Genomic DNA, 25,811 nt, shown 5'->3' with positions numbered 1-25,811 from the left:
CCTGTTCCTCGCTTCACGCCCGGCCGGGCGCTCACAGCTCTCTCATCCATACCTGCAGGCGGTGCGGGCTTTCCTCCGCCGCGCCGGTATCGCGCCAGTGAAAGGTCGCCACCGCGCCCTCCACCGGCTCATAGCCCCGCGCCCGCCAGAAGCCATCGAGCGGGCGGTAGCCTTCGGGCCGCGCCGGATGGTCGGCGGGTCGCACCACCGCGCAGAAGGCGGAATAGCGCCGCCCGAGCGCCCGCGCATGGGCCTCGCGCGCATCGAAGAAGGCATGGCCAGCGCCCTGGCCGCGCCAATCGGGCAGCAGCACGCTTTCGGCGCAATAGAAGATCTCGGATAGGTCGCGCCCTTCGAAGGCGGCAGCGAAATCGCTGGCGTGATCCTCCATCGGCGTGCCGGTCGCGGCGCCGACGAGACGGTCGCCGGCGAAGGCACCCACCAGCACGGCCTGCGGATTATCCTGATAGCTTGCCATATAGCGCCGCTCGTAGGCGAGGTCGCCATCGTAGAGATAGGGCCAGTCGCGGAACACCTCGATGCGCAGCCGGGCCAGATCGTCCAGCCGCGCCGATACCGCTTCGCCGGTGAGGGTTTTGAAGCGCAGGCTCACGAGACCTGCGCGACCCAGTCGGCGAGGTTGTAATACGTGGTCACCCGCGTGATCTTGCCGCCGGAGACGTTGAAGAACGCCCCGCCCGGCAGCCGGTAGCCCTGGCCATTCGCCTCGGGCAGGCCCGCGTCGGTTTCCAGATAGGTACCGTTAACCATGAACTCCGCCGCCGCCCGCTCGCCATCGGCGCTGGCGAAGATGACCATCTCGGTCAGCTTCTCATCGTAGCAGCGGCTCATATGGGCGCAGAACTCCGCGAAGAGCGCCTTGCCGGGGCGCACCTGCCCCTCGTTGACATGGTGCGCCACGTCGTCGGAGAGGCACTCCAGCATCGCCTCGGTGTCGCCCGCGTTGAAGGCCTCGTAATAGGCCGCGATCAGGGCCTCGGTCTCGTCTCTCATATGCTCTCTTCCGCCAGCCCGGTGCCTTTTGCCCCGGCCTTTGGAGCATGGCGCGGCGGCGGGGCGGGAGACAAGGCTGACTTTGGCGGAAGGTTGCTCAGCTCAGCTCCCGCGGCGGCCCCCAGCGGGCTGTCAGGCGGGCCGAGATCATGTCTCGCGTCTTTCGGTAGGATTCCAGCTGCGCCTCGCGGCCCTCGCCGAGGCCCGTGGGGTCGAGGATGGGCCAGTATTCGATCTGCAGGTGAGCAACCCGGGTGAGGTCGAGCGCCCGGCGCTGGCTGGCGGGCGAGAGGGCGACGATCAGGTCGAAGCTCGTCAGGTCGTCGCCCCATTCGACCATCTCGTCGAAATTGCGGCTGCGGTGGCGTTCCAGCTGAACGCCGATCTCGGCGCAGACGGCAATGGCGAAGCCGTCGATCTCCATGTCGCTCTTCACGCCGGCCGACTGGATGTAGCAGGCGGTGCCGTAGAACTTCTTCATGATGCCTTCGGCCATCGGCGAACGAACGGCGTTGTGATCGCAGCAGAACAGCACCGATTGGGGCAGGGTGGAGAGGACGTCGTCGCTCTTGCCATCCTCCATCGCGTCAGCCCCCGAAATGCAGCACGCAGATGAGGGTGAAGAGCCGGCGGGCGGTATCCATGTCGAGCTCTGCCTTGCCCTCCAGCCGTTCGACCAGCAGGCGGGCCCCCTCGTTGTGGATGCCGCGGCGGGCCATGTCGATCGTCTCGATCTGGCTGGCCGGCATGGTTTTCACCGCGTCGAAATAGCTCTCGCAGATCTGGAAGTAGTCTTTGACCACCTGCCGGAAGGGGCCGAGCGACAGCTGGATCGAGCCCACTTCGGCGCCTTCCTGCGTCGTCAGATCCAGCACCAGCCGGCGCTCGCGGATGCACAGGCCAAGCTTGTAGGGGCCCTCGGGGATCTTGCCGCCCTGGCGCACCGGGGTGAAGGAATTCTCTTCTAGCAGATCGAAGATCGCGACCTTCCGCTCCTGCTCGATCTCCGGCGTCGGAGGCGGCAGGTTGGAATCGTCGATCTCGATATGGCTGATGCGGCTCATGGGGCCCCGGCGGTGATGCGTCTTCGATGCCTAGCCGCCGGGGCGGGATGTGACAAGCTGGGCTGGCCCCCGGCGCTTGCCGCGCCGGGGGTGAGAAGGCCTCAGGGCTTCAGCATGACCTTGCCGGCGCGGCCGGGGGTAAGCGCGGCCTTCACGGCGTCCTTGATGTCGGACAGCGGGTAGGTGCCGCCGGAATCCAACTTGAGCTCGCCCTTCACGGCCATCGTCACCAGCTCGGTGATGAGGCGGCTGCGCTCCTCCGGCGCCATGGCGCCGATGACGCGCGAGCCCCAGAAGCCGCGGATCGAGATGTGCTTCATGATGAGCGGGCTGGAGGACAGCGGCATCGGAGCGCCGGTGGCGGTGCCGAAGATGACCAGCTCGCCATCGACGCCCAGCAGATCGATTAAGTCGGCCGAGATTTCGCCGCCGACGGAATCGATGGCAGAGGTCGCGCCCTTCTCACCGATCAGCTTCGTGGCTTCCTCTTTCCAGCCCGCATCGGCGGTGGAGAGGACATGCTCGGCGCCAAGCGCCTTCATCTCCTCGGCGGCCTCGTCGCGGCGCACGAGGTTGAGCAGGTTGATGCCGCGCGCCTTCGCCAACGTCACCATGATCTTGCCGACAGCGCCGTTGGCGGCAGTCTGCACGATCCAGTCGCCTTCCCTGGCATGCAGCGTCTCCAGCAGCGCCAGCGCGCTGAACGGCATCGAGAGGATCTGCGCGCCCGCCTCGTCAGAGATCGCGTCGGGCAGCGGCAGCAGGCTGGCGGCGGGGGCGAGCACGTATTCCGCCCAGGTGCCGTGGGCGCCGGCGGTGTTGACCCGCTTGCCGATCAGCGCTTCGTCCACGCCCTCGCCAACGGCCTCGACCACGCCGAGCGCTTCGGTGCCGCCGATGGCGCCGGGCAGCTCGGGCTTGTAGCCGTAATTGCCACGCACCGTCCACAGATCGTGGTTGTGGATGGGGGAGAGCATCACCTTGAGCAGCGCCTGGCCCGGCCCGGGCTTCGGCGTTTCAGTCTCACGGGCGTCGAGCACTTCGGCGGGGTCGCCGAACGTATCGTGGATGGCAGCAAACATGGGAGTGGTCCTTTCAGGAGGGCAGAGCGAGCTGACTGGTGGTTTGCGCCAGCGCCCGCTCAAGGGGTGTTTGGGTTTTCGAAAGCTTGGCGAGGATCGCGGCGCCCAGCCACAGCGCGTAGAGCGCCTCGGCGGTGGCGTCGGGATGTTCTGCCGGGCGGATGGAGCCGTCCTCCGCGCCCTGCCGCAGAAGTGTGGCGAGGCGGGAGACGAGGGCGGCGACGCCGTCGTTCAGGATCTGGCGCATGGCCTCTGACAGGTCGGCCACCTCGGCGCCGAGCTTGACGACCAGGCACTGGCTGGCCAGCCCCTCACCGCCGGCCTGCGCGAGCCAGGCGTTGAAATAGAGCGCCAGCTTGTCGCCCGCGGGGGCGGGGCCGGCGATGAGCGCGTCGACGCGAGCGAGATAGCCGGCAACGTAATCTTGCAGCAGCGCCTCGCCGAAGGCCTCTTTGGAGGCGAAGTAATAATAGAACGAGCCCTTGGGCACGTCACTTTCAGCGAGGATACGCGACAGGCCGACGCCGCCGAACCCGTGCCGCAGCACGAGCCGGTTTCCGGCGGCGAGGATGCGGGCGCGCGTGGCGTCGGATTTGCTGAGATCAGGCTGAGCGGTGTCGGTCATGCTCCTCAGATGGGGAGTAATAGACCGGTCGTCTAGTACGCTCGCGAAGCCGTGAGGCCTCGCGTCGCGTCACCCCTCGTTCAGCTTGCGCAGGCGGGCCGTCACGCTGGCGCCATGGGCGGTCAGCCCCTCGGCTTTTGCAAGAACTTCCGCCGCCGGGCCGATGGCGGCGAGGGCGGCGGGAGTCATCTTGGCCATGGTGGTGCGCTTGAGGAAATCCAGCACCGACAGGCCCGAGGAAAAGCGGGCCGAACGCGCCGTGGGCAGCACGTGGTTGGGGCCGCCGACGTAATCGCCGATGGCCTCGGGCGTCCATTGGCCAAGGAAGATGGCGCCAGCATGGGTGATCTGCTCGGCCAGCGCCTCTGGCGCGTCGGTGCAGATCTCCAGGTGCTCGGGGGCAACGAGGTTCGACAGGGCGGCGGCCTCAGCCAGATCGCGCGTCACGATCACGGCGCCGAAGTCGCGCCAGCTTGCGCCGGCGATGGCGGCGCGGGGCAGGCTTTCCAGCGCGCGCTCGACCTCGGCCTCGACCACCGCCGCCAGCTCGGGCGAGGGCGTCAGCAGCAGGGCCTGAGCGCTTTCGTCATGCTCGGCCTGGCTGAGCAGATCGAGGGCGATGAACTCCGGGTCGGCATGCTCATCGGCGATGACGAGGATCTCGGAGGGCCCGGCGATCATGTCGATGCCGACCTTGCCGAAGACCTGCCGCTTGGCGGCGGCGACATAGGCGTTGCCCGGCCCGGTAATCTTGTCGACCGGCGCGATGGTCTTGGTTCCGTAGGCCAGCGCGGCGATGGCCTGGGCGCCGCCGATACGGTAGATCTCGTCCACCCCGGCCAGCCGCGCCGCCAGCAACACCAGCGGGTTGAGCATCCCGTCGGGGCAGGGCACCGCGATGGCAAGCCGCTGCACACCGGCGACCTTGGCGGGCAGGGCGTTCATCAGCACCGATGAGGGGTAGGAGGCCAGCCCGCCCGGCACATAAAGCCCGGCGGCAGAGACGGGCGTGAAGCGCCAGCCCAGCGTCGCCCCGACATCATCGGTGAACGTGACATCCTCGGGCAATTGCCGCTCGTGATAGGCGGCGATGCGCTCGGCGGCGAGGGCCAGCGCCTCGGCCTGCTCGGGGGGCACGGTGGCGGTGGCGGCGTCGATCTCTTCGGGCGTGATCCGCAGGGTTTCGGCCGTCAGCTCCAGCCGGTCGAAGCGGGCGGTCAGCTCGATCAGCGCTGCATCGCCGCGCGTGCGGACATCGGCGATGATGCCGGCGACGGCCTCGGCGACGTCGGGCGCATCCTCGCGCTTCATGGTCAGCAGGCTCGCAAAGGCGGCCTCGAACCCCTCGTCACGGCTGTTCAATCTCATCGGCATGGGCGCACCTCCGTCGGCCCCGGCGGATAGCGGCGGGCGCGGCGAAGGGCAAGCTGCGGTGCCCCGCCTAGGGCTCGGCGGCCGAAAAAGCGGCGCTGGCGGGCGGGGGCGGCGCAATTCGATCAAATGCCGCAAACTCTGCCGAGATCATGGTCGACAAGACCTTTCCAATGCCCCTCTGGTTCTGCAAGACGGCGCGTCTTAACAGCTTTGACAAGCGGCCGGACAACCGATCGGCTCGAGCCGGAAAGTGACATGCAAACCTACATCCTGATCGCGATCATCGTCTTCATCGTCCTGTTCTCGATCAGCGCCTATGTCGGCTACCGCGCCACGAAGCGCGCCAAGACGACGCAGCACCTGACCGACGAAGATCAGCCGAACGATCCGCCCGACCACAGCTGACAGCGGCTTCCCCTTGGCCCGCGGCTCCGCCATGGTGGCGCCGCGAGAGTGACGAGGGAGCACATATGCAGGGCCGGCTGGATCTTGAGGGGCTGAAGGCCCGCGTCGAGGCAGGCGAGATCGACACGGTGCTCACCGCCGTGGCCGACATGCAGGGCCGGCTGATGGGCAAGCGCTTTCACGCCGCGCATTTCCTGACCATGGCGACGGGTGAGACTCACGGCTGCAACTACCTGCTCGCCACCGATCTGGAGATGGAGACGGTGCAGGGATATGCCGCCACCAATTGGGAGCGCGGCTACGGCGATTACGCCCACAAGCCCGACCTTGCGACCTTGCGCGAGATCCCTTGGCAGCCGGGCACGGCGCTGGTGTTCTGCGATTTTCTCGGCGAGAGCGACGGCAAGCCGGTGCCGCACAGCCCAAGGGCGATGCTGGCAGCCCAGGTGGCACGGGCGCGGGCGATGGGCTTCGCGCCGAATGTCGCGACCGAGCTGGAGTTCTTCCTCTTCGATGGCGGCTACGAGGCGCATGCCGATGCCGGCTATCGCGAGCTGCAAACCACGGCGCGGCACAATATCGACTATTCGCTGCAGGGCACTGCGCGCGACGAGCCGGTGCTGCGCGCCATCCGCGGCGGACTTTACGGCGCCGGTGTGCCGGTCGAATGCTCGAAGGGCGAGGCCGAGGTTGGCCAGCACGAGCTGAACACCCACTACGGCGCGGCGCTCGACGTGGCCGATGGCCATGCGCTGACCAAGCAGGCGGTGAAGGAGATCGCCGCCCAGCATGGCCGCTCGGCGACCTTCATGGCGAAGTACCAGACAGACCGGGCCGGCTCGTCCTCGCATGTCCATCAGTCGCTCGGCGGGGCAGAGGGGCCGGCGTTTTTCGAGCCGGGGGCGCCGCATGGCATGTCGCGCCTCATGCGATCTTACCTGGCCGGGCAGCTGAAATATGCCCGCGAGCTCACGCCGTTCCTGGCGCCCTACGTGAACAGCTACAAACGCTTCACAGAAGGGTTGTTCGCGCCGACGAAGATCGTCTGGAGTGTCGACAACCGCACGGCCGCCTTCCGCGTTGTCGGCGCCGGCACGCCGGGCGTGCGGGTGGAATGCCGGATCGGCGGCTCTGACCTGAACCCCTATCTCGCCCTGGCTGCCCTGCTGGCGGCGGGGCTGACGGGGATCGAAGAAGAGCTGGAGCTGGGGCCGGAGCAGCGCGGCGATGTCTACGCCGCCAGCGGCGTGCCCGAAGTGCCGCGCAACCTGCGCGAGGCGGCCGATCTGATGGAGCGCTCGAAGATGCTGCGCGCCGCCTTCGGGCCGGAGGTGGTGGCGCATTACCTGCACGCCGCCCGCTGGGAGATCGCCGAGACGGACCGCGTGGTCACCGATTGGGAGCTGCGGCGCGGGTTCGAGCGGGCATGAGGGCGAATTGGTCCTACCCCACGGCTATCCGCTTCGGGGCCGGCCGCATCGCCGAGCTGGGCGAGGCGGCGCGCGAGGCCGGCATTACCCGGCCGTTGCTGGTGACTGACAGAGGGCTGGCGGGCGCGGAGATCACCACGCGAGCGCTGAAGGTGCTGCGGGCTGAGGGGCTGGAGGCGGCGCTCTTCGCCGAGGTCGACCTCAACCCTAACGAGCAGAACCTAGAGGCCGGCGTCACCGCCTTCCGCAGCGGCGGGCATGACGGCGTGGTGGCCTTCGGCGGTGGCTCGGGGCTCGACCTAGGCAAGCTCATCGCCTTCATGGTGGCGCAGAGCCGCCCGGTCTGGGATTTCGAGGATATCGGCGATTGGTGGCGCCGCGCCGAGACCGCCGGCATCGCGCCGATCGTGGCCGTGCCGACGACAGCGGGCACCGGCTCGGAGGTCGGGCGGGCTGGGGTGCTGACCAATTCGGCCAGCCATGAGAAGAAGATCATCTTCCATCCCGCGCTTCTGCCCGCAGTCGTTATCGCCGACCCCGAGCTGACGCTGGGCCTGCCACCCGCGCTCACGGCCGGCACCGGCATGGATGCCTTCGCCCATTGCCTGGAGGCGTTCTGCTCGCCGCATTTCCACCCGATGAGCCATGGCATCGCGCTGGAGGGCATGCGCCTGGCGCTGACCTATCTGCCGCGCGCCTATGCGGACGGCTCCGATATCGAGGCGCGGGGCCAGATGATGGCGGCGGCGGCGATGGGAGCGGCGGCCTTCCAGAAGGGCCTCGGCGCGATCCATGCGCTGTCGCATCCGGTGGGGGCGCTCTACGGCACGCATCATGGTACGACCAATGCTGTGGTCATGCCGGCGGTGCTGCGCTTCAACCGCCCGGCGGTGGAAGAGAAGCTTGCAGCGGCGACCGGCTACCTTGGCGTGACCGGCGGCTTCGACGGCCTGCTGACACGGGTGGAGGAGCTGAACGCCAGCTTCGGCTTTCCGCCCGGGCTGGCTACGATGGGCGTGCGCACCGCGGATCTGCCCCGGCTGACGGAGATGGCGCTGGCCGACCCCTCCTGCGGCGGCAACCCGGTGCCGCTGGATGCCGGCAATCTCCGCGCGCTGTTCAAGGCGGCGCTCTAGCGGCGCCGCGCCGGGCGAGCTCCCGCCCGCCCACCCCGCGAGCCCGGCGCTGGGGAGCGACCAACGCTCAGCCCGAACGAGAACGCCCCGGCGCTGGGCCGGGGCGTCTCGGGTCATTCCGCCGCGAGGGGCGGCTTGTGGTCTGGCGCGAGGCGGAGCGGCTCCTTGCGCTCCTCCGCCGTCTCAGGCTCGTTGCCCTTGCCACGGATGCGCCGCCAGCCGCGCTTCAGGCTGTCGCCAATCACGTTGGGCGCCGTCACCATCACCGGCACCATCACCAGCGTCAGCAGGGTCGAGACGAAGAGGCCCGAGACCAGCGCCGCCGACAGGTGAATGAAGAACTGCCCGGCGAGTCCGCCGACCTGGATCTCGCGGCGGATGAAATCGAACTCGATATTCAGCGCCATCGGAATCACCCCCAGCGCCGTCACCGTCGCCGTCAGCAGCACCGGGCGGATCCGTTGCGCCACCGTCAGCAGCATGGCCGTCACTGCATCCACCCCGTCATCGCGATGGTAGTGGTTGTAGGTATCGATCAGCACGATGCCGTTCTTCACCACGATGCCCGTCAGCGCCACGATGCCGAGGCCCGACATGATGGCCGAGAAGCTCATGCCCGTGACCAGCATGCCCAGCAGCACACCGGCGATGGACATGAGCACCGTCGAGAGCGTCACGATCACCTGGTAGAACGAGTTGTACTCAAGCAGCAGCACCAGGAAGATCAGCGCCATGGCGGCGCCGAAGGCCTTCGCGATGAAGGCGTTCGTCTCGTCCGTCTGCTCCTGCGCGCCGCCGTAGAAGACCGACACGTCTCCCGGCCAAGCCTGCTCGGCATCCCAGGCCTGCACCTCGGCCACCGCGGCGGCCGTGTCGTAGCCCGGCAGCAGGTTGGCAGCGACGTTGATGGCGTAAACGCCGTTGCGCCGCTGGATCTCGCCCACGCTGGGCTCGGCCTGGCGTTGGACGAAGTTCGAGACGGGCACCAGGCCCTGCGGTGTGACGATGCGCAACTCGTCGAGCGTCTGCAGCGTCCGGTCCTCTTCAGGCAGACGCACGACGATGTCGATCTCGTCGGTCGCATCCTCCGGTCGGTAAGAGCCGATGGTCACGCCCGAGGTGACGAGCTGGATGTAGGGGCCGATGTCGCGCAGGCCGAGGCCGAATTTCGAGGCTTCCGACCGGTCGAATTCCAGATCCCACTGGATACCGGGGGAGGGGCGGCCATCCTCGATGTCGATGGTGCCTTCCATGCCTTCCAGATGCTCGCGCATCTTGCCCACGGCCTCTTCGACCTGCGCGTAGTTCGTGCCTTCCAGCCGCAGGTTGATGGCCTTGCCGGCCGGCGGGCCGCTTTCCTGCTCGGCGATCTGCACTTCGAGGCCCGAAATGTCGGCGGTTCGCGCGCGGATATCGGCGAAGATCTCGTCGGCCGTGCGGCGCTGCGACCAGGGCTGGAGCTGGAGCTGCAGGTTGCCGATGGTATCGGGCGGCGAGCCGTTGCCGCCGCCGAAGGCCAGCACGACATCCTGAATGCCGGGCACCTGCAGCACCTCGTCCTGCACTTCCAGCAGCATGTCGCGCACTTCGACGGGCGAGTAATTGCCGCGGGTGACGACAGAGACGGTGCCGTATTCGGGCTCCATCGCCGGGAAGGCTTCAACGCCCGTCGGGTTTTGCACGTAAAGCACGAAGACCGCGCCGATGATGGCGAAACCGGCGGTGAGCGTAAGCACAGGGTGGCGCAGCAGCTTGTTCATGCCGCGCACATAGACCCCGATCATGCCCCGCACCTTCGAGGGGTGGAACTTCTCGGGGTACATGACGATGTCGGCCGCTTCCTGCTCTTCCTCGCTGGTCTCGTTCTTGGCGATGAAGGCGCCGATGATCGGCATGAAGAGCAGGGCCGAGACGAGCGAGGCGCACATCGTGACGATCACCACGATGGGCAGATAGCTCATGAACTTGCCGATCACTCCGGGCCAGAAGAGCAGCGGCACGAAGGCCGAGAGCGTGGTGGCCGTGGCCGAGACCACGGGCACGAACATCTTGCGGGCCGCCAGGATGAACGCCTCCTTGCGAGAGACGCCCTCTGCCAGTTTTCGCTCGGCATATTCGACGACCACGATCGGGTCGTCGACGAGCACCCCCACGGCGATCACCAGGCCGAACATCACCATCATGTTGATGGTGATCCCCATGATCTGCAGCACCAGGAAGGCCATCATGAAGCTGAGCGGGATCGACATGCCGATCAGCACGGCGGGCCGCAGGCCCAGCGTGGCGACACACATGATCAGCACGAGCGCGACGGCGGTCAGCACGGCCGCTTCGAGCGAGCGGTAGAGATTGAGGGTGGAGACCGACTGGTCGAGCAGGAACGATGTCTGCACGCCATCGGGCCAGGCCGCCGTTGCCTCGGCACTCGCCGCGCGCACGGCGTCGGCCACTTCGATGATGTTGCTGCCCAGCTCTTTCTTCACCTCGATGGTGATGGCGGGCGAGCCGTTCACGTAGGAATACTCGGTGGCATCCTTGAAGGTGCGCGTGACGCTGGCGATGTCGCCGAAGGTGACGACGGTGCCATTCTCCGTCTTCACCGGCATGTTATAGACGTCGCTGGCATTCTCGATCAGACCGTTAACCTGAACGTTGAACGAGCCCTGCCCGGTGTCGAGCGTGCCGCCCGGCACCATGGTGTTGTTCTGCTGAAGCGCGTTCAGCAGGGCGCCGGCGGTGAGATTGTAGGCCTCCAGCGTGAGCTGGTCGACGGTGACTTCGAGCACCTCGTCGCGCACACCGCGCAGCTCGGCCTCGCGCACGCCGTTTACGTTCTCGAGGATCTCCTGCAGCTCTTCGGCGCGGTTGATCAGCGTCCGCTCCGTGACATCGCCATAGAGGGCGACGGAGAGCACGGGCGTATCCGTCAGCGCGATCTCGAAGACGGCCGGGTCATCGGCGTCGGCGGGCAGTTCGGCAGAGATGCCGTCCAGCGCGTCGGTGATGTCCGAATAGGCCTCGTCCTTGTCGGTGTTGACGTTGAACTCGAGGAAGACGCTGACATGGCCCTGGGTGGAGGTCGAGGTGACCACTTCGAGCCCGTCGACATCCTTCAGACGGTCTTCGATGGGCTTGGCGATCAGGCGTTCGGCGTCACCCGGAGAGATACCGGTCTGCCCCGATGAGACATAGAAATAAGGGATGTCGATGGCCGGAAAGCTCTCTTTCGGCAGCGACATGTAGGCCGAAACGCCGCCGACGATCAGTACGAGCATGATCGTCAGAACGGCCCGCGGCATCCGCAGGAGCTTCTCGATGAAATCGACCATGCGAAATTACCCTTCGCTCATCAAAGTGGCGTCAACAACCTGGCCATCGGTCACATATTCCTGGCCGATGGTAATGATCTGCGCTTGTGCCGGCAGCCCGGTGACCCAGATGCCGTCGGTCGTGTCGTTCAGGATCTCGACGGGCATGAAATGCGCGACGTTGTCCTGCACGACCTGCACACCGGTCTCGCCGTTCTCGCCCAGGGTAAGCGCCGATTGCGGCAGCAGGTGGGCCGGCACATCGCCGAGCGTGATCTCGGCTTCCGCCGTCACGCCGTCGCGAATGCGGCCATCCGGGTTGGGGAACTCGATTTCCACCTCGAAGCTGCGCGTGGCCGGATCGGCGGAGACAGCGACATAGGTGACAGTGCCCTCGGCCGTCTGCCCGTTGATGGTGCGGATGTCAGAGGTCGCGCCCTCGCGAGCGAGGTCGATATAGGCCTGCGGCACGCTGCCCTGAAAGAGCATCGGGTCGAGCTGAACGATCTGCGCGCAAGAGCCGCCGACGGTGATGAGGTCGCCCACATTGGCCACGGGCCGCTGCACGACGCCGCCGGCCGTGGCAGTGAGCTGGGTATGAGCCAGGTCGTCCTGCCGCTGAGTCAGCCCCACGCGGGCGCTTTCAAGGTTGGCTTCGGCCAGGCGAAGCTGTGTGGCGACGCTCTCGCCCGAATTGGGGCTGGCGATGCCGCTTTCGCGAAGGCGCACATTGGTGTCGTAATCGGTTTGCGCCGCATCCAGCGCCGCCTCGGCCTGCGCCACCTGGGCCGCGGCCTGCTCGACAGCGGCCTGCCGCGTGCCGGCGTTCAGCGTGCAGATCGCATCGCCCGCCTCAACCCGCTGACCGGCGACCACATGCACGGCGGCGACGGTATCGGAGGTTTGCGCAACCGCATCACGAGTGGCCGGGGATTTCGTGGTGCCGCGCAGAGTCACTTCCAGCGGCATCTGCTGCAGTTCGAACAGCTGGGTGCGCACAGAGCGGGCCTCGCCGCTGTCGCCATCGCGCAGCTCGTTGCGCTCGGCGATGGAGAGGGCGGGGTCGTTCGGCCCCTCTTCGTCTTCGAGCTCGCGGGCGATGCCTGTCCGCTCGACCGCTTCGGTCACCGGGCCGCCCTCATCGCCTTCGATCAGCTGAGCTACCGTCATCTCGCTCTCATGCGGGCCGCGGCCGCCGTGAACAAAGACGCCGGTGGACAGCCACACTGCGGCGACGAGTACGATTAGCAGCGCAAGGCCGTAAGATTTCAAGGCTCGCATGATATCCGAATGCTCTTTCTGGTGACGTTGCTTGCTAATTGCACAATGTGCAATATCTGCATTAAGTGCACGCAAAGGCGACCTAGGTTCAGGACTATCCCTTGTCAAGTTTACGAGAGAAAAACAGGCGTAGATCAATCGACGCGATCCAGCGGGCTGCTATTTCTTTGGCAGAAGAGGTTGGCTTCGAGAACGTGACGACCGAGGCCATCGCGGCCGCGGCGGGCATCAGCCCGCGCACGTTCTTCAACTACTTCCCCTTCAAGGAAGCGGTGTTCCTGCCGCCGAGCATCGAGATGCCGAAGGAGGAGCGTGAAAACTTCTGCCGCGGCACCGGCTCTGTCGCCGAGGATCTGCTGACGCTGATCTACTCGATGGCGCCCGTGATCCCCCGCGAGCGCGAGATGCTCATCAGCTGTCGGCAGATCGCCGAGCAGAGCCCGCGCCTGACGGCGATGAACTACGATTTCCTGCGGGAGCTTGAGAAGCAGCTTGCCGAGCTCTTCCGCCAGCGCGGCGGTACGGTCGGCGGCGAGCGGGCGCCTTTGCTGGCGGCGCTGACGACAGCGGCCATCCGCAGCGGCTTCGACCGATGGATCGAAGAGGACGGCGCCTCGCCCTTCACGCTGATCTGCGCGAATATCGTCGAGCTGGCCCCGATTTACGAAGGCGGCCGCTACGACATGTCGGCGGCGGCCGAGTAACCCCGGCCGCCGGGAAGGCTCAGCTCGCGATGCGGCTGGCGATCAGGGCGATGGCGCGCTGATAGACGGTCGCCGCATTCCATTCCTCGATCACACGGAAGTTGGCCGTGCCCTCCTGATAGGGCTGACCGGGCTGCCAGCCTTTCTGGCGCAGGTAGTTGGCGGTGGAGGCGAGCGCGTCGGTCATGTTGGTCATGTCGAGCACGCCGTTGCCGTCGCCATCCACCCCGTAGGCCAGGATATTGCCGGGCAGGAACTGGGTATGCCCCAACTCGCCATGCATGGCCCCGATGGAACCGGCGGAGATGGTGCCCCGGTCGACAAGCTTCAGCGCCGCAATGGCGTGCGGGCCGAAGAAGTCGGGCCGGCGGCAATCATAGGCCAGCGTCAAAATGGCGTTGAGCACATTGGCATTGCCCCAGTTGGCGCCAAAGCCCGTCTCCATCCCCCAGATCGCGAGGATCACCTCGGACGGCACACCGTAGGCGCGCTCGATCGAGGCCCAGAACTCGGGATATTCCGAAAGGTAGCCGCGCGCCTGACGCGTATAGGCGTCAGACCAGCGGATGCGCATGAAATCGTCGAGCGAGTAGCGCACGCCGGTCTGGTTCCGGTCGGCGCTGATGGTGGCGCTGGCGTAGCTGGCGCCCGCCAGAGCGTTCAGCCCGGCTTGGCCGACGCCTTGCGCGGCAGCCTCCTGGGCATAGGCGGATTTCCACGCATTGAAGCCGGAAGAATCGTTGCCGCAGGTGGCGGCGGCCAGCGGGCTGGCGAAAAGGGCGAGGGCGAAAGCGCCGAGACGAGTAAACACGAGGGCGAGTCTCCTTGAGAACGGGCCAAACAGGGGCTAGCTGACGGTTAACACGCCACGGGCGATCCAACCAACAGGCTGAGACATGGCACGGCGACACAGATCCTTGGGTGGCGCACTGGTGGGGCCGGGGCTGCTGCTCGCGGTCGTCCTGGGCATCTTCATCGGATACGGCTGGTCAGAGGCGCAGACGCCCGATCCGGTGCCGCCGGCGCCCATCGTCCTCAGCGAGGAAGAGGCCGACCTGATTGAGCTCTTCGAGGGCGCGCGCGACAGCGTTGTCGCCATCGCCACCTCCGAGCGGCGGCTCAACCCCTTCACCCGCGCCAGCGTCGACCGCCCTCTCGCCTCGGGCTCCGGCTTTTTGTGGGACGATGCCGGCCATGTGGTGACCAATGCCCATGTGATCGCCGGCGCCAGCACAGTCTCCGTCAGCCTGGCCGACGGCCGCAGCCTCGATGCGCAGCTGGTAGGCACTGACCCGAGCCATGACCTCGCCGTGCTGCAGATCGACAGTTCCGACCTGCCCGACGCGCTGCCTGTGGGCGAGAGCGCCAAGCTCCGGGTGGGGCAGGGCGTGATGGCCATCGGCAACCCCTTCGGGCTGGACTGGACACTGACCACCGGCATCGTCTCTGCCCTCGACCGCGACCTTCAGGAATCGACCGGCGTCACGATCACCGGCCTCATCCAGACGGATGCCGCCATCAACCCCGGCAATTCCGGCGGCCCGCTGATCGACATGCGCGGCCAGATGATCGGCATGAACACGGCGATCCTCTCGCCCTCCGGCAGCTCCTCGGGCATCGGCCTGGCGATCCCGGCGCATGTGGTGCAGCGCGTCGTGCCGCAGCTGATCGAGACCGGCCACTACGCGCCGCCGTCGCTGGGGCTGACCTTCGATGCGCGCATCAATTCCGCCGTGAACCGGCAAGGGCTGGAGGGCGCGATGGTGCTCTATGTCGAGCCGGGCACGGCGGCGGAATCTGAGGGCATCGAGCCCGCGCAGATGAGTCCCGATGGCCGCATCGCGCCGGGCGACGTGGTGGTGGCGGTCGACGGGATGCCGGTGACCCGGCTGGAAGACCTGATGCTCGCCATCGACCGCAAGGCGGTGGGCGACAGCGTCGAGCTGACCCTCCGCCGCGGCCAGCGCGAGCGAGAGGTGACGCTGGATCTGCTGCCGGGGGTGTGAGCGGGCTTCACGGTCGTCGTCGGTTCGTAGGGGTGGTTTTAACCCACCATCCTCCACCCGATACGAGGGCCATTGTTCGGGAGGCCGTAGGGCGGGCTTTCGCCCGCCGCCACGCCAAGGGGCCTCGCTCGCGGGCGGCGGTTGAAAACCCACCCTACTGCGCGGGGGGCGCGGGGCTGTATTTGCCCCGACCCGCCCTCACAACTCCAGCGCCAGCACATCCTGCGGGCCGCTTCGGCCGCCCTGCCAGATCAGCCCGGTCTGGCGCCACCCCGTCTTGAGATAGATCGCCCGCGCGACCGGATTCTTCTCGTTCACCGTCAGTCGCACGAGCCTCAGGCCGGGGTATTGGGCGCGCAGGTAATCCGGCAAAGCCTCCAGCGTCGCCCGGCCGAAGCCCTGACCCTGGTATTGCCCGCCGATCAGAAATCCGCGCAGGCCGGTATCCTCGGGGCCGGCGAAGCCACTGTCTTCGCCATAGGCCCGGTCGATCTTGAAGAAGCCGACAGCCTCTTCCCCCGCCATCACCTTGTGAAACTCGACGCTCTGCCGCGCCTCACCGAGCATCAGCTCGATCCGCGCGACGAAGGCGGCCTGAGCGGCGGGCAGCTGCAGATGCATCACCTCCGCCGCCGCGGCGCGGGGCAGCGGGGCGAGGGCGATCAGCGGGGCCATTGGTGCCCCGCTTCGCCCGTGCGCCCAAGGGGCGGCGTCACCCCTCCATGGCCTCCAGCTCGTCGATGAAGCCTTCGATCATGGAGAGGCCCTTGTCCCAGAAGGCGGGGTCGCTCGCGTCGAGGCCGAAGGGCGCCAGCAGCTCGCTGTGGTGCTTGCTGCCGCCCGCCTTCAGCATGTCGAAATACTTCGCCTGAAACGCCGGGCCGCTCTCTTCGTAGACGGCATAGAGCGCATTCACGAGGCCATCGCCGAAGGCATAGGCGTAGACGTAGAAGGGCGAATGCACGAAATGCGGGATATAGGCCCAGAAGGTCTCATAGCCTTCGGCGAAGTTGAACACCGGCCCCAGCGATTCCGCCTGCACCGACATCCACAGCGCGTTGATGTCATCGGGCGTCATCTCGCCCTGGCGCCGGGCGTCATGCAGTTTGCACTCGAAATCGTAGAAGGCGATCTGGCGGACGACCGTGTTGATCATGTCCTCGACCTTGCCTGCCAGCAGCACCTTCTTCGCCGTCGCATTCGGCGCCTCGGCCAGCAGCTTGCGGAAGGTCAGCATCTCGCCGAAGACGCTCGCCGTCTCGGCCAGCGTGAGCGGCGTGGCGCTCAGCAATTCGCCCTGGCCCGCCGCGAGGCGCTGGTGGACGCCGTGGCCAAGCTCGTGGGCCAGCGTCATCACGTCACGCGGTTTGCCGAGGTAGTTGAGCATCACGTAGGGGTGCACGGTGCTGACCGTCGGGTGCGCGAAGGCGCCGGGGGCCTTGCCCTCTTTCACGCCCGCGTCGATCCAGCCTTTGGTGAAAAAGGGCTCTGCCAGCTCTGCCATCTCGGGCGAGAAACCGGCATAGGCCTCGCGCACGATATTGCAGGCCTCGTCCCAGGGGATGGTGCGCATCTCTTCGATGGGCAGGGGAGCGTTCCGGTCCCAGACCTCCATCGTCTCAAGGCCCATCCACTTGGCCTTGAGCTTGTAGTAGCGGTGCGACAGGCGCGGATAGGCAGCGACCACCGCGTTGCGCAGCGCCTCGACCACCTCGGGCTCGACATGGTTGGCAAGGTGCCGGCCGGTCTGCGGGGTGGGCATGCCGCGCCAGCGGTCTTCGATCTCCAGCTCCTTCGCGAGCGTATTGTGCACGCGGGCGAAGATCTTGAGGTCTTTTTGGAACCCCTTGGCGAGCGCCTTCACGGCGGCCTCGCGCCGGGGTCGGTCCTGCTCGGAGAGGATGTCGAGCGTGGCCTCGATGCCGAGCCGCTCGCCCTGCACCTCAAAGGTCATGCCCGCGATGGTCTCGTCGAAGAGCTTGTTCCACGCGGCGGCGCCCACGGCGGATTGATCGTGCAGGAACCGCTCCAGCTCGTCGGAGAGCTGATAGGGCTTCATGGCGCGCATCCGCTCGAAGACCGGCTTGTAGCGGGCCAGCTCGTCGTTGGCGGCGAAGAGCGCGTCGATCTGCGCGTCGTCCAGCCTGTTCACCTCCAGCGACCAGAAGACCAGCGGCGTCGTGTCGCTGGTGATCCTGTCCTGACAGTCGGAGAGGAACTTGGCGCGCTTCGCATCGGTAGTGCGCTGGTAATAGGCGAGCCCGGCGTAAGACATGACGCGCCCGGCTTTGATGTCGATCTCTTCATAGCGCTGCACGGCCTTCAGCATGCCGGCGGCGTCGAGCTCGGCGAGCTTGCCCTGGTAGTCCTCGGCGAAGGCGGCGCATTCGGATTTGACGAAATCCATATCCGCCTGCAGCTCGGGCGCGTCGAGCGAGGGATAGAGGTCGGTTAAATCCCATTCGGGCAGGGGGCCGAAGGCGTTGGAGCCTTTCTCGGCGGCGTCGAAGACGGGAAGCTTGTCGAAGGGCGGGCGCATCTCGATCATGGGGGCGATCCTTTCATCCATCGCTTCCTGCCCGCGCGGGGGCAGGGCGGCGCGTTTGGCCCTAGATAAGCCGGGCTGCGGTGAGGTGAAAGGGCAGGGGCGATGGGCGCTTCTCGCGCCGCCATCGCGCTGTGCAGGTCAGGCGGGGACGAAGTGCCTGTCGAGCCGGGCGAGGATGTCTTGCCGCACCTCGGGCCGCTCGATCAGCAGCTCGTGCTTGGCGCCCTCGTAGGTGACCAGCTCGGCACCGGGCCAGCTTTTTACCCGGGCGGCGATGTCGCCGGGGTGCACGATGGCCTCCAGCCCGCCGAGGAAGGTCAGGCAGCGCACATCCGGCGCTGGGGCCTGCTTGATGCGACGCATTTCGCGCAGCGACTCGTTCAGCCAGTGCAGCGAGGGGCCGCCGAGCGCGAGATCGGGATGCGCCTTGATCTGCGCAATGAGCTTTGCGTAGCTCTGCAGATCGGTGGTGAGCGTGTTCTCTTCGGGCGCCACGCGCAACACGTAGGATTCCGCCTGCTGCGTCGGCGCCAGGATCGCCGACAGGCCGAGCGGCCGGGCGAGCGATGACAGGCCCCAGGCGACGGGGCGCATGGCGGCATGCATCTGGATGCCCCACATCGGCGCCGTGAAGGCCGCGGCTTCGATCGGGTACTTCCGCTCCAGCGCGCGAAAGCCGATGGCGCCGCCCATGGAATGGCCGAGCAGGTAATGCGGGCGGGGCAGGCCCAGCCCGTCGGCATGGCCGATCATGGCCTCGACATCGAGCTGGTAATCCTCGATCCGCCGCACATGCCCGAGCGCGCGGTTCTGGTGCAGCCGCTCGGCGATGCCCTGGCCGCGCCAGTCGACCACGATGACCGACAGGCCCATCTTCAGCAGATCGCCGGCGAGGCCCCCGAACTTCTCGATATATTCGGTGCGCCCCGGCATCACGAGCACGGTGCCGCGCTCGCCCTCGGCCCGCCATGCGGCCACGCGGATCTTCACGCCATCGGCTGTCGTCAGCCAATGGCATTGCACGCCTTCGGGGGCATCGGCGACATCCGCGTAGAACGGCGCCTGGCTCAGGCTGAGGTCAAGCAAGGAGGCCGGACAGCTTCATCGCCATCCCCATGTCGCCATCGACGGCGAGCTTGCCAGACATGAAGGCCGCTGTCGGGTTCTCGTCGCCGTTCAGGATGGCCTCGAAGGTTTCGGCCGAGGCGGTGAGGGTGACATCGGCATCGCCATCGGCAGCACGGGCGCCGTCATCGTCGATGAACACGGTGCCTTCGTCTTCGATGACGAACTTGGCGGTGCCGCCAAGGCTTTCGCCCGACATCTTGGAGTTCAGCTCGCTGACGGCCTTGTCTACCACGTCGCTCATTCTCTCTTCCCTTCCATCATTGTGATGGCCCTCTGCCCTCGGCGGCCCGGTGGCGGGCTTGTCTCGGGCGGGGCCGTGCTTACACTCATGATATGGAAGTCTCAGCCACTGCGATCAAACGTATCCTTGCGTCTCTCGGCCTTGCAGTCGGGTTTTCCTTACCCCTGCCGGCTTTCGCCGACCGGGTGGACGATCTGCTGGGCGCGCTGCGCGAGGCGCCCGAGGGGCAATCCATCGGCATCCTCGACGAGCTGGTGGGCGAATGGTCGAAATCCGGCTCGGCCACCATCGACTTGCTGCTGCAGCGCGGGCGCGACGCGCTGGAGATGGGCGAGGCCGAGCTGGCCGTCGATCACTTTACCGCCGCCATCGACTGGGACGGGGACTTCGCCGAGGCCTATCACGCCCGCGCCGAGGCCTATTACTACCTCGGCATGATCGGCCCGGCTCTGGCCGACCTGCAGCGGGCGCTGGCGCTCAACCCCGACCAGTTCATCGCCATGCGCGGATTTGCGATCATCCTCGAAGAACTCGGGCGCGAAGAAGAAGCGCTGGAGGTCTATCGCGTTGTGCTGGAGTATTATCCGGGCGATGAGATCACGAAAGGTTCGGTCAACCGGATCGAGCAGATGATGGGCGGCCAGAGCCTGTAAGCCTGGCCGCAAGAGGCGGAACTCCAACCATGACCACGCCGATGATGAGGCAGGGCCGGGTCGCGGCCGTGCTGGGGCCGACCAACACCGGCAAGACCCATTACGCCATCGAGCGGATGCTCGGCCACAAGACCGGCATCATCGGGCTGCCGCTGCGCCTGCTGGCGCGCGAGGTCTATGACCGTATCGTGGCATTGCGCGGTCCCTCCGTCGTCGCGCTGGTGACGGGCGAGGAGCGGATCGTGCCGCCCCGCGTTCAGTACTGGGTCTGCACCGTCGAGGCGATGCCCGAGGGCATGGGCGCCGATTTTCTCGCCGTCGACGAGATCCAGCTCTGCGCCGATCCCGAGCGCGGCCATGTCTTTACCGACCGGCTGCTGCATGCGCGCGGCCAGCACGAGACGCTGTTCCTCGGCTCGGCCACCATGCGCTCCGCCGTCGCCGCGCTGGTGCCGGGGGTGGAGATCCTCAGCCGCGAGCGCTTCTCCACGCTCAGCTATACCGGCGCCAAGAAGCTCAGCCGCATGCCCGAGCGGGCGGCGATCGTCGGCTTTTCGGTGGATAACGTCTACGCCATCGCCGAGCTGCTGCGCCGCGTGCGTGGCGGCGCAGCCGTGGTGATGGGCGCGCTTAGCCCCCGGACGCGCAACGCGCAGGTCGAGATGTACCAGAACGGCGAGGTCGACTACCTCGTCGCTACCGATGCTATCGGTATGGGGCTCAACCTCGATATCGACCATGTCGCCTTTTCCGGCCTCTCCAAGTTCGACGGGCACCGCATGCGCCCCCTTGCCGCCGACGAGCTGGCGCAGATCGCGGGCCGCGCCGGGCGCTATCAGCGCGCCGGCACCTTCGGCACCACAGGCGAAGCGCATGCGCTCGACCCCGAGGTTGTGGGGGCCATCGAAGAGCACCGCTTCGCGCCCGTCCGCCGCCTGATGTGGCGAAATGCGCGGCTGGAATTCGGCTCGCCGAAGCGCCTCATCCAGCGGCTGGAGGAGCGCACGGAGAACCCCTGGCTCTCCCGCGTGCGCGAATCCGACGATCTGGCGGCGCTGAAGGCGCTTTCCGCCGATGCCGAGATCCAGGCGCGCGCCAGCGACGGCCCCTCGGTGCGCCTGCTGTGGGACGTGTGCCGCGTGCCCGATTTCCGCGGCATCAGCCGGGGGGAACATGCGCAGCTGCTCATGCGTATCTATTCCGATCTGCACGAATATGGCCGCGTCTCGACATCATGGCTGGCCGAGCAGGTTCAAAGGATCGACCGGACCGATGGCGACATCGACACATTGTCAAAGCGTCTGGCCTATATCCGGACATGGACATATGTCGCCCAGCGGGCCGGCTGGCTTGAAGATGAAAGCCATTGGCGGGGCGAGACCCGCGCGGTAGAAGACCGACTGTCGGACGCGCTGCACAGCGCGCTGACGCAAGCATTTGTCGACCGGCGCACCAGTGTTCTGGCCCGCCGGCTGAAAGAGAAGGAAAGTCTCGTGGCCGAGGTGACCGAAAGCGGCGAAGTCAGCGTGGAAGGCGAGTTCGTCGGCCGGCTGGAGGGATTTCGGTTCCGCGTCGACAAGGCGGCGAATGCCGATGAACAGAAAACCATCGCCCGCGCCGCGCGCGAGGCGCTGACGCCGCTGTTCCATCTGCGCGCCGACCGCTTCTACAACGCCCCCGACGGCGAGATCGACTTCACCGATCAGGGCGGGCTGATGTGGGGCGAGAATGCCGTGGGCAAGCTCGCCAAGGGCCCCGATGCCCTGCGCCCCGAGGTGGTCGCCTTCGTTGATGACGAGGCGGGCCCCGATGTGGCCGCCAAGGTGCAACGCCGCCTGCAACATTTCATCGACCGCAAGATCGCCGCCGCCTTCGAGCCGCTGGTGAACCTGCAGAAGGACGAAGCGCTCTCGGGCCTCGCCCGCGGCTTCGCCTATCAGCTGGTCGAAGGCTTCGGGGTGCTGCCCCGCGCCAAGGTGGCGGAAGACGTCAAATCGCTCGATCAGGAAGCGCGCGGCGCCCTGCGCAAGCATGGTGTGCGCTTCGGGCAGTACACGGTGTTCATGCCGCTCTTGCTGAAGCCGGCGCCCACGCGGCTGCGGCTGGTGCTCTGGTCGCTGTGGCAGGGGCTCGACGATTTCCCCTCGTCGCCGCCTCCGGGCCTGGTGACCATTCCCGCGCAAGAGGGCCCCGAGGGCCAGGATGCCATGCAGGGCTACCGCCGCGCCGGCGAGCGGGCCATTCGCATCGACATGGCCGAGCGCCTGGCCGACATGCTGCGCGACAAGGACAGCCGCGGCGGCTTCGAGGCCAATGCCGACATGCTGTCGATCACCGGCCTGACGCTGGAGCAATTCGCCGGCCTGATGGAGGGCCTCGGTTACAAGGCCGAAAAGGGCGAGCGGCCGAAGCAGCGGGCCGCCGACGCCCCGAAAGCAGACGGTGCTGCCGAGACGGAGGCCAAGCCCGACGCGGCGGAGGCTGCGGCTGCTCAGCCGGAGGCCGAAGGCGCCTCTGAGGTTGAGGCTAGGCCCGACGTCGCCGCAGAAGCCGCTCCCGGAGAGCCGGCGGCGGAAGTGACGCCGGAGCCCGATGTTTCCGCGCAAGCCGAAACGCCCGAGCCCGAGGCTGCCTCTGAACCCGAGGCTGCTTCGGATGCTGCGCCGGAAGAGGCCGAGCTCGAGACCTTCTATACCTTTACCTGGGCCCGCCGGCCTGCCGGCGGCGGCAAGCCCCGTCGCGAAGGCAGCGGTCGGCCGCAGGGCAAGGGCGAGGGCCGGAAGCAGGGTGGCAAGCGCCCGAAGAAGGGCCGCGAGGATCGCGGGCCGAAGACCGCCAGCGCCCAGCCGCCCAAGCGCGAACAGAAGATCGACCCCGACAATCCCTTCGCCGCCGCCCTTTCGGGCTTCAAGCCGAAGTGATGGCGTGAGGCGCTCTTGAGCGGCAAGGGCCAGCCCGCGCGCGAGACGATCCGCCTCGACAAGTGGCTGTACCAGGCCCGCTTTTTCAAGACGCGCGGGATGGCCGCCGATCTGGCGGGCAAGGGGCGTATCCGCGTCAACGGTCAGCGCACCGACAAGCCGGCCCGCGCCGTGGGCGAGGGCGACGTTCTGACCTTCCCGCAGGCCGGGCGCATCCGGGTGGTCCGCGTGCTGGCCTGCGGTGAGCGGCGGGGCCCGGCGACTGAGGCGGCGCAGCTCTACGACGACCTGAAGCCCGAGGATGGCGAATGGGATGAGACCCCGGACGACGGCGGCGACGACGCGGCGGATCGCCCGCTTGAATGATCCTGGCCAGCGTTCTAAGTGAGGCCGAACTCCGACACGCAGCCTCGAGGCGAGCCCGCTATGACCTACATCGTCAATGATTCCTGCATCGCCTGCAAATACACCGATTGCGTCGAAGTCTGCCCGGTGGATTGCTTCTACGAGGGCGAGAACATGCTCGTCATTCACCCCGACGAATGCATCGACTGCGGTGTCTGCGAGCCGGAATGCCCCGCCGATGCCATCCGCCCCGATACCGAGCCGGACATGGAAAAGTGGGTGGAGTTCAACCGCAAGTATTCCGAGATGTGGCCCGTCATCGTGACGAAGAAAGACCCGCTGCCCGGCGCCGAAGAGATGGACGGCAAGCCCGGCAAGATGGATCTCTTCTCCGAAGCCCCCGGCGAAGGCGGCTGATTCGCGCCGCCGGCACACTCTCCCAAGCCACTGACACACAAGAATTTTGCTGCCGTTTCAGGCGCTTCCGCGAGGACGCTTCCGAAGGGGCTGTTTTTGTGGTATGATCCACCAAATGCTGCTGCTGAATAGCTGATCCGCCCCATGGCCCTCAACCCGACGGAACCTCCGGTTTCCGCCGGGTTTCGTCGTCCCCGGGGAAGGCTCAGCCGATAGGTCGGCCGGAAAGGACATCATGAGCAAGACCAAGAAGAACGAGTTCCGTCCCAACGATTTCGTCGTCTACCCGGCGCACGGGGTCGGCAAGATCGTTTCCATCGAAGAGCAGGAGGTCGCGGGCTTCAAGCTGGAGCTGTTCGTGATCTCCTTCGAGAAGGACAAGATGACGCTGCGCGTCCCCACGCAGAAGGCCACCGAGGCCGGCCTGCGCGCGCTGTCCTCGCCCGATATCGTCGCCCACGCGATGAAAACGCTGAAGGGCAAGGCCAAGGTGAAGAAGGCCATGTGGTCGCGCCGGGCGCAGGAATACGAACAGAAGATCAACTCGGGCGATCTGATCGCCATCGCCGAGGTCGTGCGCGACCTGCACCGCGCCGACGACCAGCGCGAGCAGAGCTATTCCGAGCGTCAGCTCTATGAGGCGGCGCTGGAGCGGCTCACCCGTGAGATCGCTGCCGCGCTCGGCAATGACGAGGCGCAAGCCGCCCGCGACATCGACGAAGTGCTCGTGAGCCGCGCCGCGGCCTGAGGCTGCTGAACGGTTAAAAATTGGGCCGCGCCGTGGTGGGTGCGGCCCTTTCTATGTCTGGGCGTCAGGCGCGGTCGAGCGCGCGCCAGCCGATGTCGCTGCGGTAGAAGCCCTCGGGCCAGTCGATCTGCTCGACCAGCGCATAGGCGGCGTTACGCGCCTCCTGCAGGCTGGCGCCCCGGGCGGTGACGTTCAGCACCCGCCCGCCGTTGGCGCGAATGCTGTGGCCCTCGGCCTTGGTGCCGGCGTGGAAGACATAGGCGCGCGAGGTTTCCGGCAGTGCGGAGAGGCCGCGAATCTCGCTGCCCTTTTCATAGCTGCCGGGATATCCTTTCGCCGCCATCACCACGGTGAGCGCGTGATCGTCGGCCCAGCTCGGGGCCACCTCGCTTAAGCGGCCCTTGGCGGCAGCCTCGATCAGGTCGAGTGCCTGCGCGCCGAGCCGCATCATCAGCACCTGGCATTCGGGGTCGCCAAAGCGGCAGTTGTACTCGACCAGTCGTGCCCGGCCGTTCTCGATCATCAGCCCGGCGTAGAGGACGCCCTGGTAGGGCGTGCCGCGCCGCACCATCTCGGCCATCGTCGGGCGGATGATCTCCGCAAGCACCTGCTCCTGCAGCTCGGGCGGCAGGATGGGGGCGGGGGAATAGGCGCCCATGCCGCCCGTATTAGGCCCCTCGTCACCGTCGTAGGCACGCTTGTGGTCCTGCGCCGTGCCGATGGAGAGCACCTCCTCGCCATCGACGAGCAGGAAGAAGCTGGCCTCTTCGCCGGCCATGAACTCCTCGATCACCACCTCGGCCTCGCCATGCATGCCGGCGAAGCACTCCTCCAGCGCGGCCAAAGCCGTGGCTTCGTCCATCGCCACGGTCACGCCCTTTCCGGCGGCAAGCCCGTCGGCCTTGATCACGATGGGGGTGCCGGTCTTCTCGACATAGGCGCGGGCGGGCGCCAGCTCGGTGAAGCGCGCCCAGGCCGCTGTGGGGGCGCCGGCGGCGTCGCAGATCGACTTTGTGAAAGATTTCGAAGCCTCAAGCTCCGCTGCCGCCGCCGAAGGCCCGAAAACGGTAAGTCCCGCATTGCGGCAGGCATCGGCCACTCCGGCGGCCAGCGGCGCTTCGGGGCCGATGATGACCAGATCGATGGCATTCTCGGCGGCAAAGCCGGCGACGGAATCGCCGTCGAGGATGTCGAGCGCCGAACATTCGGCGATGGCCGCGATCCCAGCATTGCCCGGCGCCACGATGAGCCGGTCGCATTTGGGGTTCTGCTTCACCGCCCAGGCGAGAGCGTGCTCGCGCCCGCCGGAGCCAAGGATGAGAATGTTCATGGCGCTACTCCTTCAGGCCGGCACGGCCCCTCTAGAAGGCACGGGAACGTG

The 25,811-nt window shown here is 67.0% G+C and carries 25 protein-coding genes; 10 read left to right on the top strand and 15 right to left on the bottom strand.

Annotated features, from left to right (window positions below; genetic code table 11):
- Positions 1 to 31: 31 nt before the first annotated feature.
- From ACXN5S_RS15165 to hisD, 7 genes are all read right to left on the bottom strand, one after another.
- Entirely contained in the window at positions 32 to 613 is a 582-nt protein-coding gene (locus tag ACXN5S_RS15165; protein WP_458606305.1) for a GNAT family N-acetyltransferase, read from the bottom strand.
- A complete protein-coding gene (locus tag ACXN5S_RS15160) occupies positions 610 to 1,014 on the bottom strand; it encodes a ketosteroid isomerase-related protein (RefSeq protein ID WP_458606304.1) in 405 nt (134 codons plus the stop codon). The genes ACXN5S_RS15165 and ACXN5S_RS15160 overlap by 4 nt, the downstream gene beginning before the upstream one ends.
- Before the next feature lie 97 nt (positions 1,015 to 1,111).
- The gene (locus ACXN5S_RS15155) at positions 1,112 to 1,597 is read right to left on the bottom strand and encodes an arsenate-mycothiol transferase ArsC (protein WP_458606303.1); all 486 of its coding nucleotides are present in this window, start codon (positions 1,595 to 1,597) and stop codon (positions 1,112 to 1,114) included.
- 4 nt (positions 1,598 to 1,601) lie between these two features.
- A complete protein-coding gene (locus ACXN5S_RS15150) occupies positions 1,602 to 2,078 on the bottom strand; it encodes a UPF0262 family protein (protein ID WP_458606302.1) in 477 nt (158 codons plus the stop codon).
- Between the two features lie 101 nt (positions 2,079 to 2,179).
- The gene (locus ACXN5S_RS15145) at positions 2,180 to 3,160 is read right to left on the bottom strand and encodes a zinc-binding dehydrogenase (RefSeq protein WP_458606301.1); all 981 of its coding nucleotides are present in this window, start codon (positions 3,158 to 3,160) and stop codon (positions 2,180 to 2,182) included.
- Positions 3,161 to 3,173: 13 nt separating this feature from the next.
- The gene (locus ACXN5S_RS15140; protein ID WP_458606300.1) at positions 3,174 to 3,785 is read right to left on the bottom strand and encodes a TetR/AcrR family transcriptional regulator; all 612 of its coding nucleotides are present in this window, start codon (positions 3,783 to 3,785) and stop codon (positions 3,174 to 3,176) included.
- Between the two features lie 69 nt (positions 3,786 to 3,854).
- Positions 3,855 to 5,159 carry a histidinol dehydrogenase gene (gene hisD, locus ACXN5S_RS15135; RefSeq protein WP_458606299.1) on the bottom strand — a complete coding sequence of 435 codons (1,305 nt, stop codon included), beginning with the start codon at positions 5,157 to 5,159 and terminating at the stop codon, positions 3,855 to 3,857.
- Positions 5,160 to 5,414: 255 nt separating this feature from the next.
- On the opposite strand from hisD, the gene ACXN5S_RS15130 reads away from it, so the two are divergent.
- The 3 genes from ACXN5S_RS15130 (at position 5,415) to ACXN5S_RS15120 (ending at position 8,130) form a co-directional block, all read left to right on the top strand.
- Entirely contained in the window at positions 5,415 to 5,564 is a 150-nt protein-coding gene (locus ACXN5S_RS15130) for a hypothetical protein (protein WP_458606298.1), read from the top strand.
- Positions 5,565 to 5,629: 65 nt separating this feature from the next.
- Positions 5,630 to 6,994, top strand: coding sequence for a glutamine synthetase family protein (locus tag ACXN5S_RS15125; RefSeq protein ID WP_458606297.1), 1,365 nt, complete (start codon positions 5,630 to 5,632; stop codon positions 6,992 to 6,994).
- Entirely contained in the window at positions 6,991 to 8,130 is a 1,140-nt protein-coding gene (locus ACXN5S_RS15120) for an iron-containing alcohol dehydrogenase (RefSeq protein ID WP_458606296.1), read from the top strand. The genes ACXN5S_RS15125 and ACXN5S_RS15120 overlap by 4 nt, the downstream gene beginning before the upstream one ends.
- Positions 8,131 to 8,243: 113 nt before the next feature.
- On the opposite strand, the gene ACXN5S_RS15115 is transcribed toward ACXN5S_RS15120, so the two are convergent.
- Both ACXN5S_RS15115 and ACXN5S_RS15110 read right to left on the bottom strand, forming a co-directional pair.
- Positions 8,244 to 11,459, bottom strand: a complete 3,216-nt coding sequence (locus ACXN5S_RS15115) for an efflux RND transporter permease subunit (RefSeq protein WP_458606295.1) — start codon at positions 11,457 to 11,459, stop codon at positions 8,244 to 8,246.
- Between the two features lie 6 nt (positions 11,460 to 11,465).
- On the bottom strand, positions 11,466 to 12,719 hold the full coding sequence (locus tag ACXN5S_RS15110; protein ID WP_458606294.1) for an efflux RND transporter periplasmic adaptor subunit: 1,254 nt from the start codon (positions 12,717 to 12,719) through the stop codon (positions 11,466 to 11,468).
- A 101-nt stretch (positions 12,720 to 12,820) separates the two neighbouring features.
- Here ACXN5S_RS15110 and ACXN5S_RS15105 point away from each other — a divergent pair, with 101 nt between their 5' ends.
- Positions 12,821 to 13,423: a TetR/AcrR family transcriptional regulator gene (locus ACXN5S_RS15105; protein ID WP_458606293.1), complete on the top strand. Its 603-nt coding sequence runs from the start codon at positions 12,821 to 12,823 to the stop codon at positions 13,421 to 13,423.
- Positions 13,424 to 13,442: 19 nt separating this feature from the next.
- Here ACXN5S_RS15105 and ACXN5S_RS15100 read toward each other — a convergent pair whose 3' ends face one another.
- Complete coding sequence (locus ACXN5S_RS15100; RefSeq protein ID WP_458606292.1) at positions 13,443 to 14,234, bottom strand: lytic murein transglycosylase; 792 nt, start codon at positions 14,232 to 14,234, stop codon at positions 13,443 to 13,445.
- 106 nt (positions 14,235 to 14,340) lie between these two features.
- Between ACXN5S_RS15100 and ACXN5S_RS15095 the strand changes: the two genes are divergently transcribed.
- On the top strand, positions 14,341 to 15,429 hold the full coding sequence (locus ACXN5S_RS15095; protein WP_458606291.1) for a S1C family serine protease: 1,089 nt from the start codon (positions 14,341 to 14,343) through the stop codon (positions 15,427 to 15,429).
- 198 nt (positions 15,430 to 15,627) lie between these two features.
- Here the strand turns inward: ACXN5S_RS15095 and ACXN5S_RS15090 are convergent, their stop codons facing one another.
- The 4 genes from ACXN5S_RS15090 to ACXN5S_RS15075 form a co-directional block, all read right to left on the bottom strand.
- Complete coding sequence (locus ACXN5S_RS15090; RefSeq protein ID WP_458606290.1) at positions 15,628 to 16,104, bottom strand: GNAT family N-acetyltransferase; 477 nt, start codon at positions 16,102 to 16,104, stop codon at positions 15,628 to 15,630.
- 37 nt (positions 16,105 to 16,141) lie between these two features.
- Positions 16,142 to 17,968 (bottom strand): M3 family oligoendopeptidase, encoded by a 1,827-nt coding sequence (locus tag ACXN5S_RS15085; RefSeq protein ID WP_458606546.1) that lies wholly within the window; start codon positions 17,966 to 17,968, stop codon positions 16,142 to 16,144.
- A gap of 147 nt (positions 17,969 to 18,115) precedes the next feature.
- Positions 18,116 to 19,063 (bottom strand): alpha/beta fold hydrolase, encoded by a 948-nt coding sequence (locus tag ACXN5S_RS15080; RefSeq protein ID WP_458606289.1) that lies wholly within the window; start codon positions 19,061 to 19,063, stop codon positions 18,116 to 18,118.
- Positions 19,056 to 19,346, bottom strand: a complete 291-nt coding sequence (locus ACXN5S_RS15075) for an SCP2 sterol-binding domain-containing protein (RefSeq protein WP_458606288.1) — start codon at positions 19,344 to 19,346, stop codon at positions 19,056 to 19,058. Before ACXN5S_RS15075 ends, ACXN5S_RS15080 begins: the two co-directional genes overlap by 8 nt.
- Positions 19,347 to 19,531: 185 nt before the next feature.
- On the opposite strand from ACXN5S_RS15075, the gene ACXN5S_RS15070 reads away from it, so the two are divergent.
- From ACXN5S_RS15070 to ACXN5S_RS15050, 5 genes are all read left to right on the top strand, one after another.
- Positions 19,532 to 19,999 (top strand): tetratricopeptide repeat protein, encoded by a 468-nt coding sequence (locus tag ACXN5S_RS15070; RefSeq protein ID WP_458606287.1) that lies wholly within the window; start codon positions 19,532 to 19,534, stop codon positions 19,997 to 19,999.
- A gap of 41 nt (positions 20,000 to 20,040) precedes the next feature.
- The gene (locus ACXN5S_RS15065; protein ID WP_458606545.1) at positions 20,041 to 22,920 is read left to right on the top strand and encodes a helicase-related protein; all 2,880 of its coding nucleotides are present in this window, start codon (positions 20,041 to 20,043) and stop codon (positions 22,918 to 22,920) included.
- A 15-nt stretch (positions 22,921 to 22,935) separates the two neighbouring features.
- Positions 22,936 to 23,286 (top strand): RNA-binding S4 domain-containing protein, encoded by a 351-nt coding sequence (locus ACXN5S_RS15060; protein WP_458606286.1) that lies wholly within the window; start codon positions 22,936 to 22,938, stop codon positions 23,284 to 23,286.
- A 60-nt stretch (positions 23,287 to 23,346) separates the two neighbouring features.
- Complete coding sequence (gene fdxA, locus ACXN5S_RS15055) at positions 23,347 to 23,682, top strand: ferredoxin FdxA (protein WP_458606285.1); 336 nt, start codon at positions 23,347 to 23,349, stop codon at positions 23,680 to 23,682.
- A gap of 235 nt (positions 23,683 to 23,917) precedes the next feature.
- Positions 23,918 to 24,430, top strand: coding sequence for a CarD family transcriptional regulator (locus ACXN5S_RS15050; RefSeq protein ID WP_458606284.1), 513 nt, complete (start codon positions 23,918 to 23,920; stop codon positions 24,428 to 24,430).
- Positions 24,431 to 24,494: 64 nt separating this feature from the next.
- Here ACXN5S_RS15050 and purD read toward each other — a convergent pair whose 3' ends face one another.
- Positions 24,495 to 25,760: a phosphoribosylamine--glycine ligase gene (purD, locus tag ACXN5S_RS15045; protein WP_458606283.1), complete on the bottom strand. Its 1,266-nt coding sequence runs from the start codon at positions 25,758 to 25,760 to the stop codon at positions 24,495 to 24,497.
- Between the last annotated feature and the right edge of the window lie 51 nt (positions 25,761 to 25,811).

Source organism: Pseudoroseicyclus sp. H15 (assembly GCF_054353345.1).
Note: the sequence above shows the minus strand (reverse complement) of the source record. Positions and strands in the feature narration are given on the sequence as shown.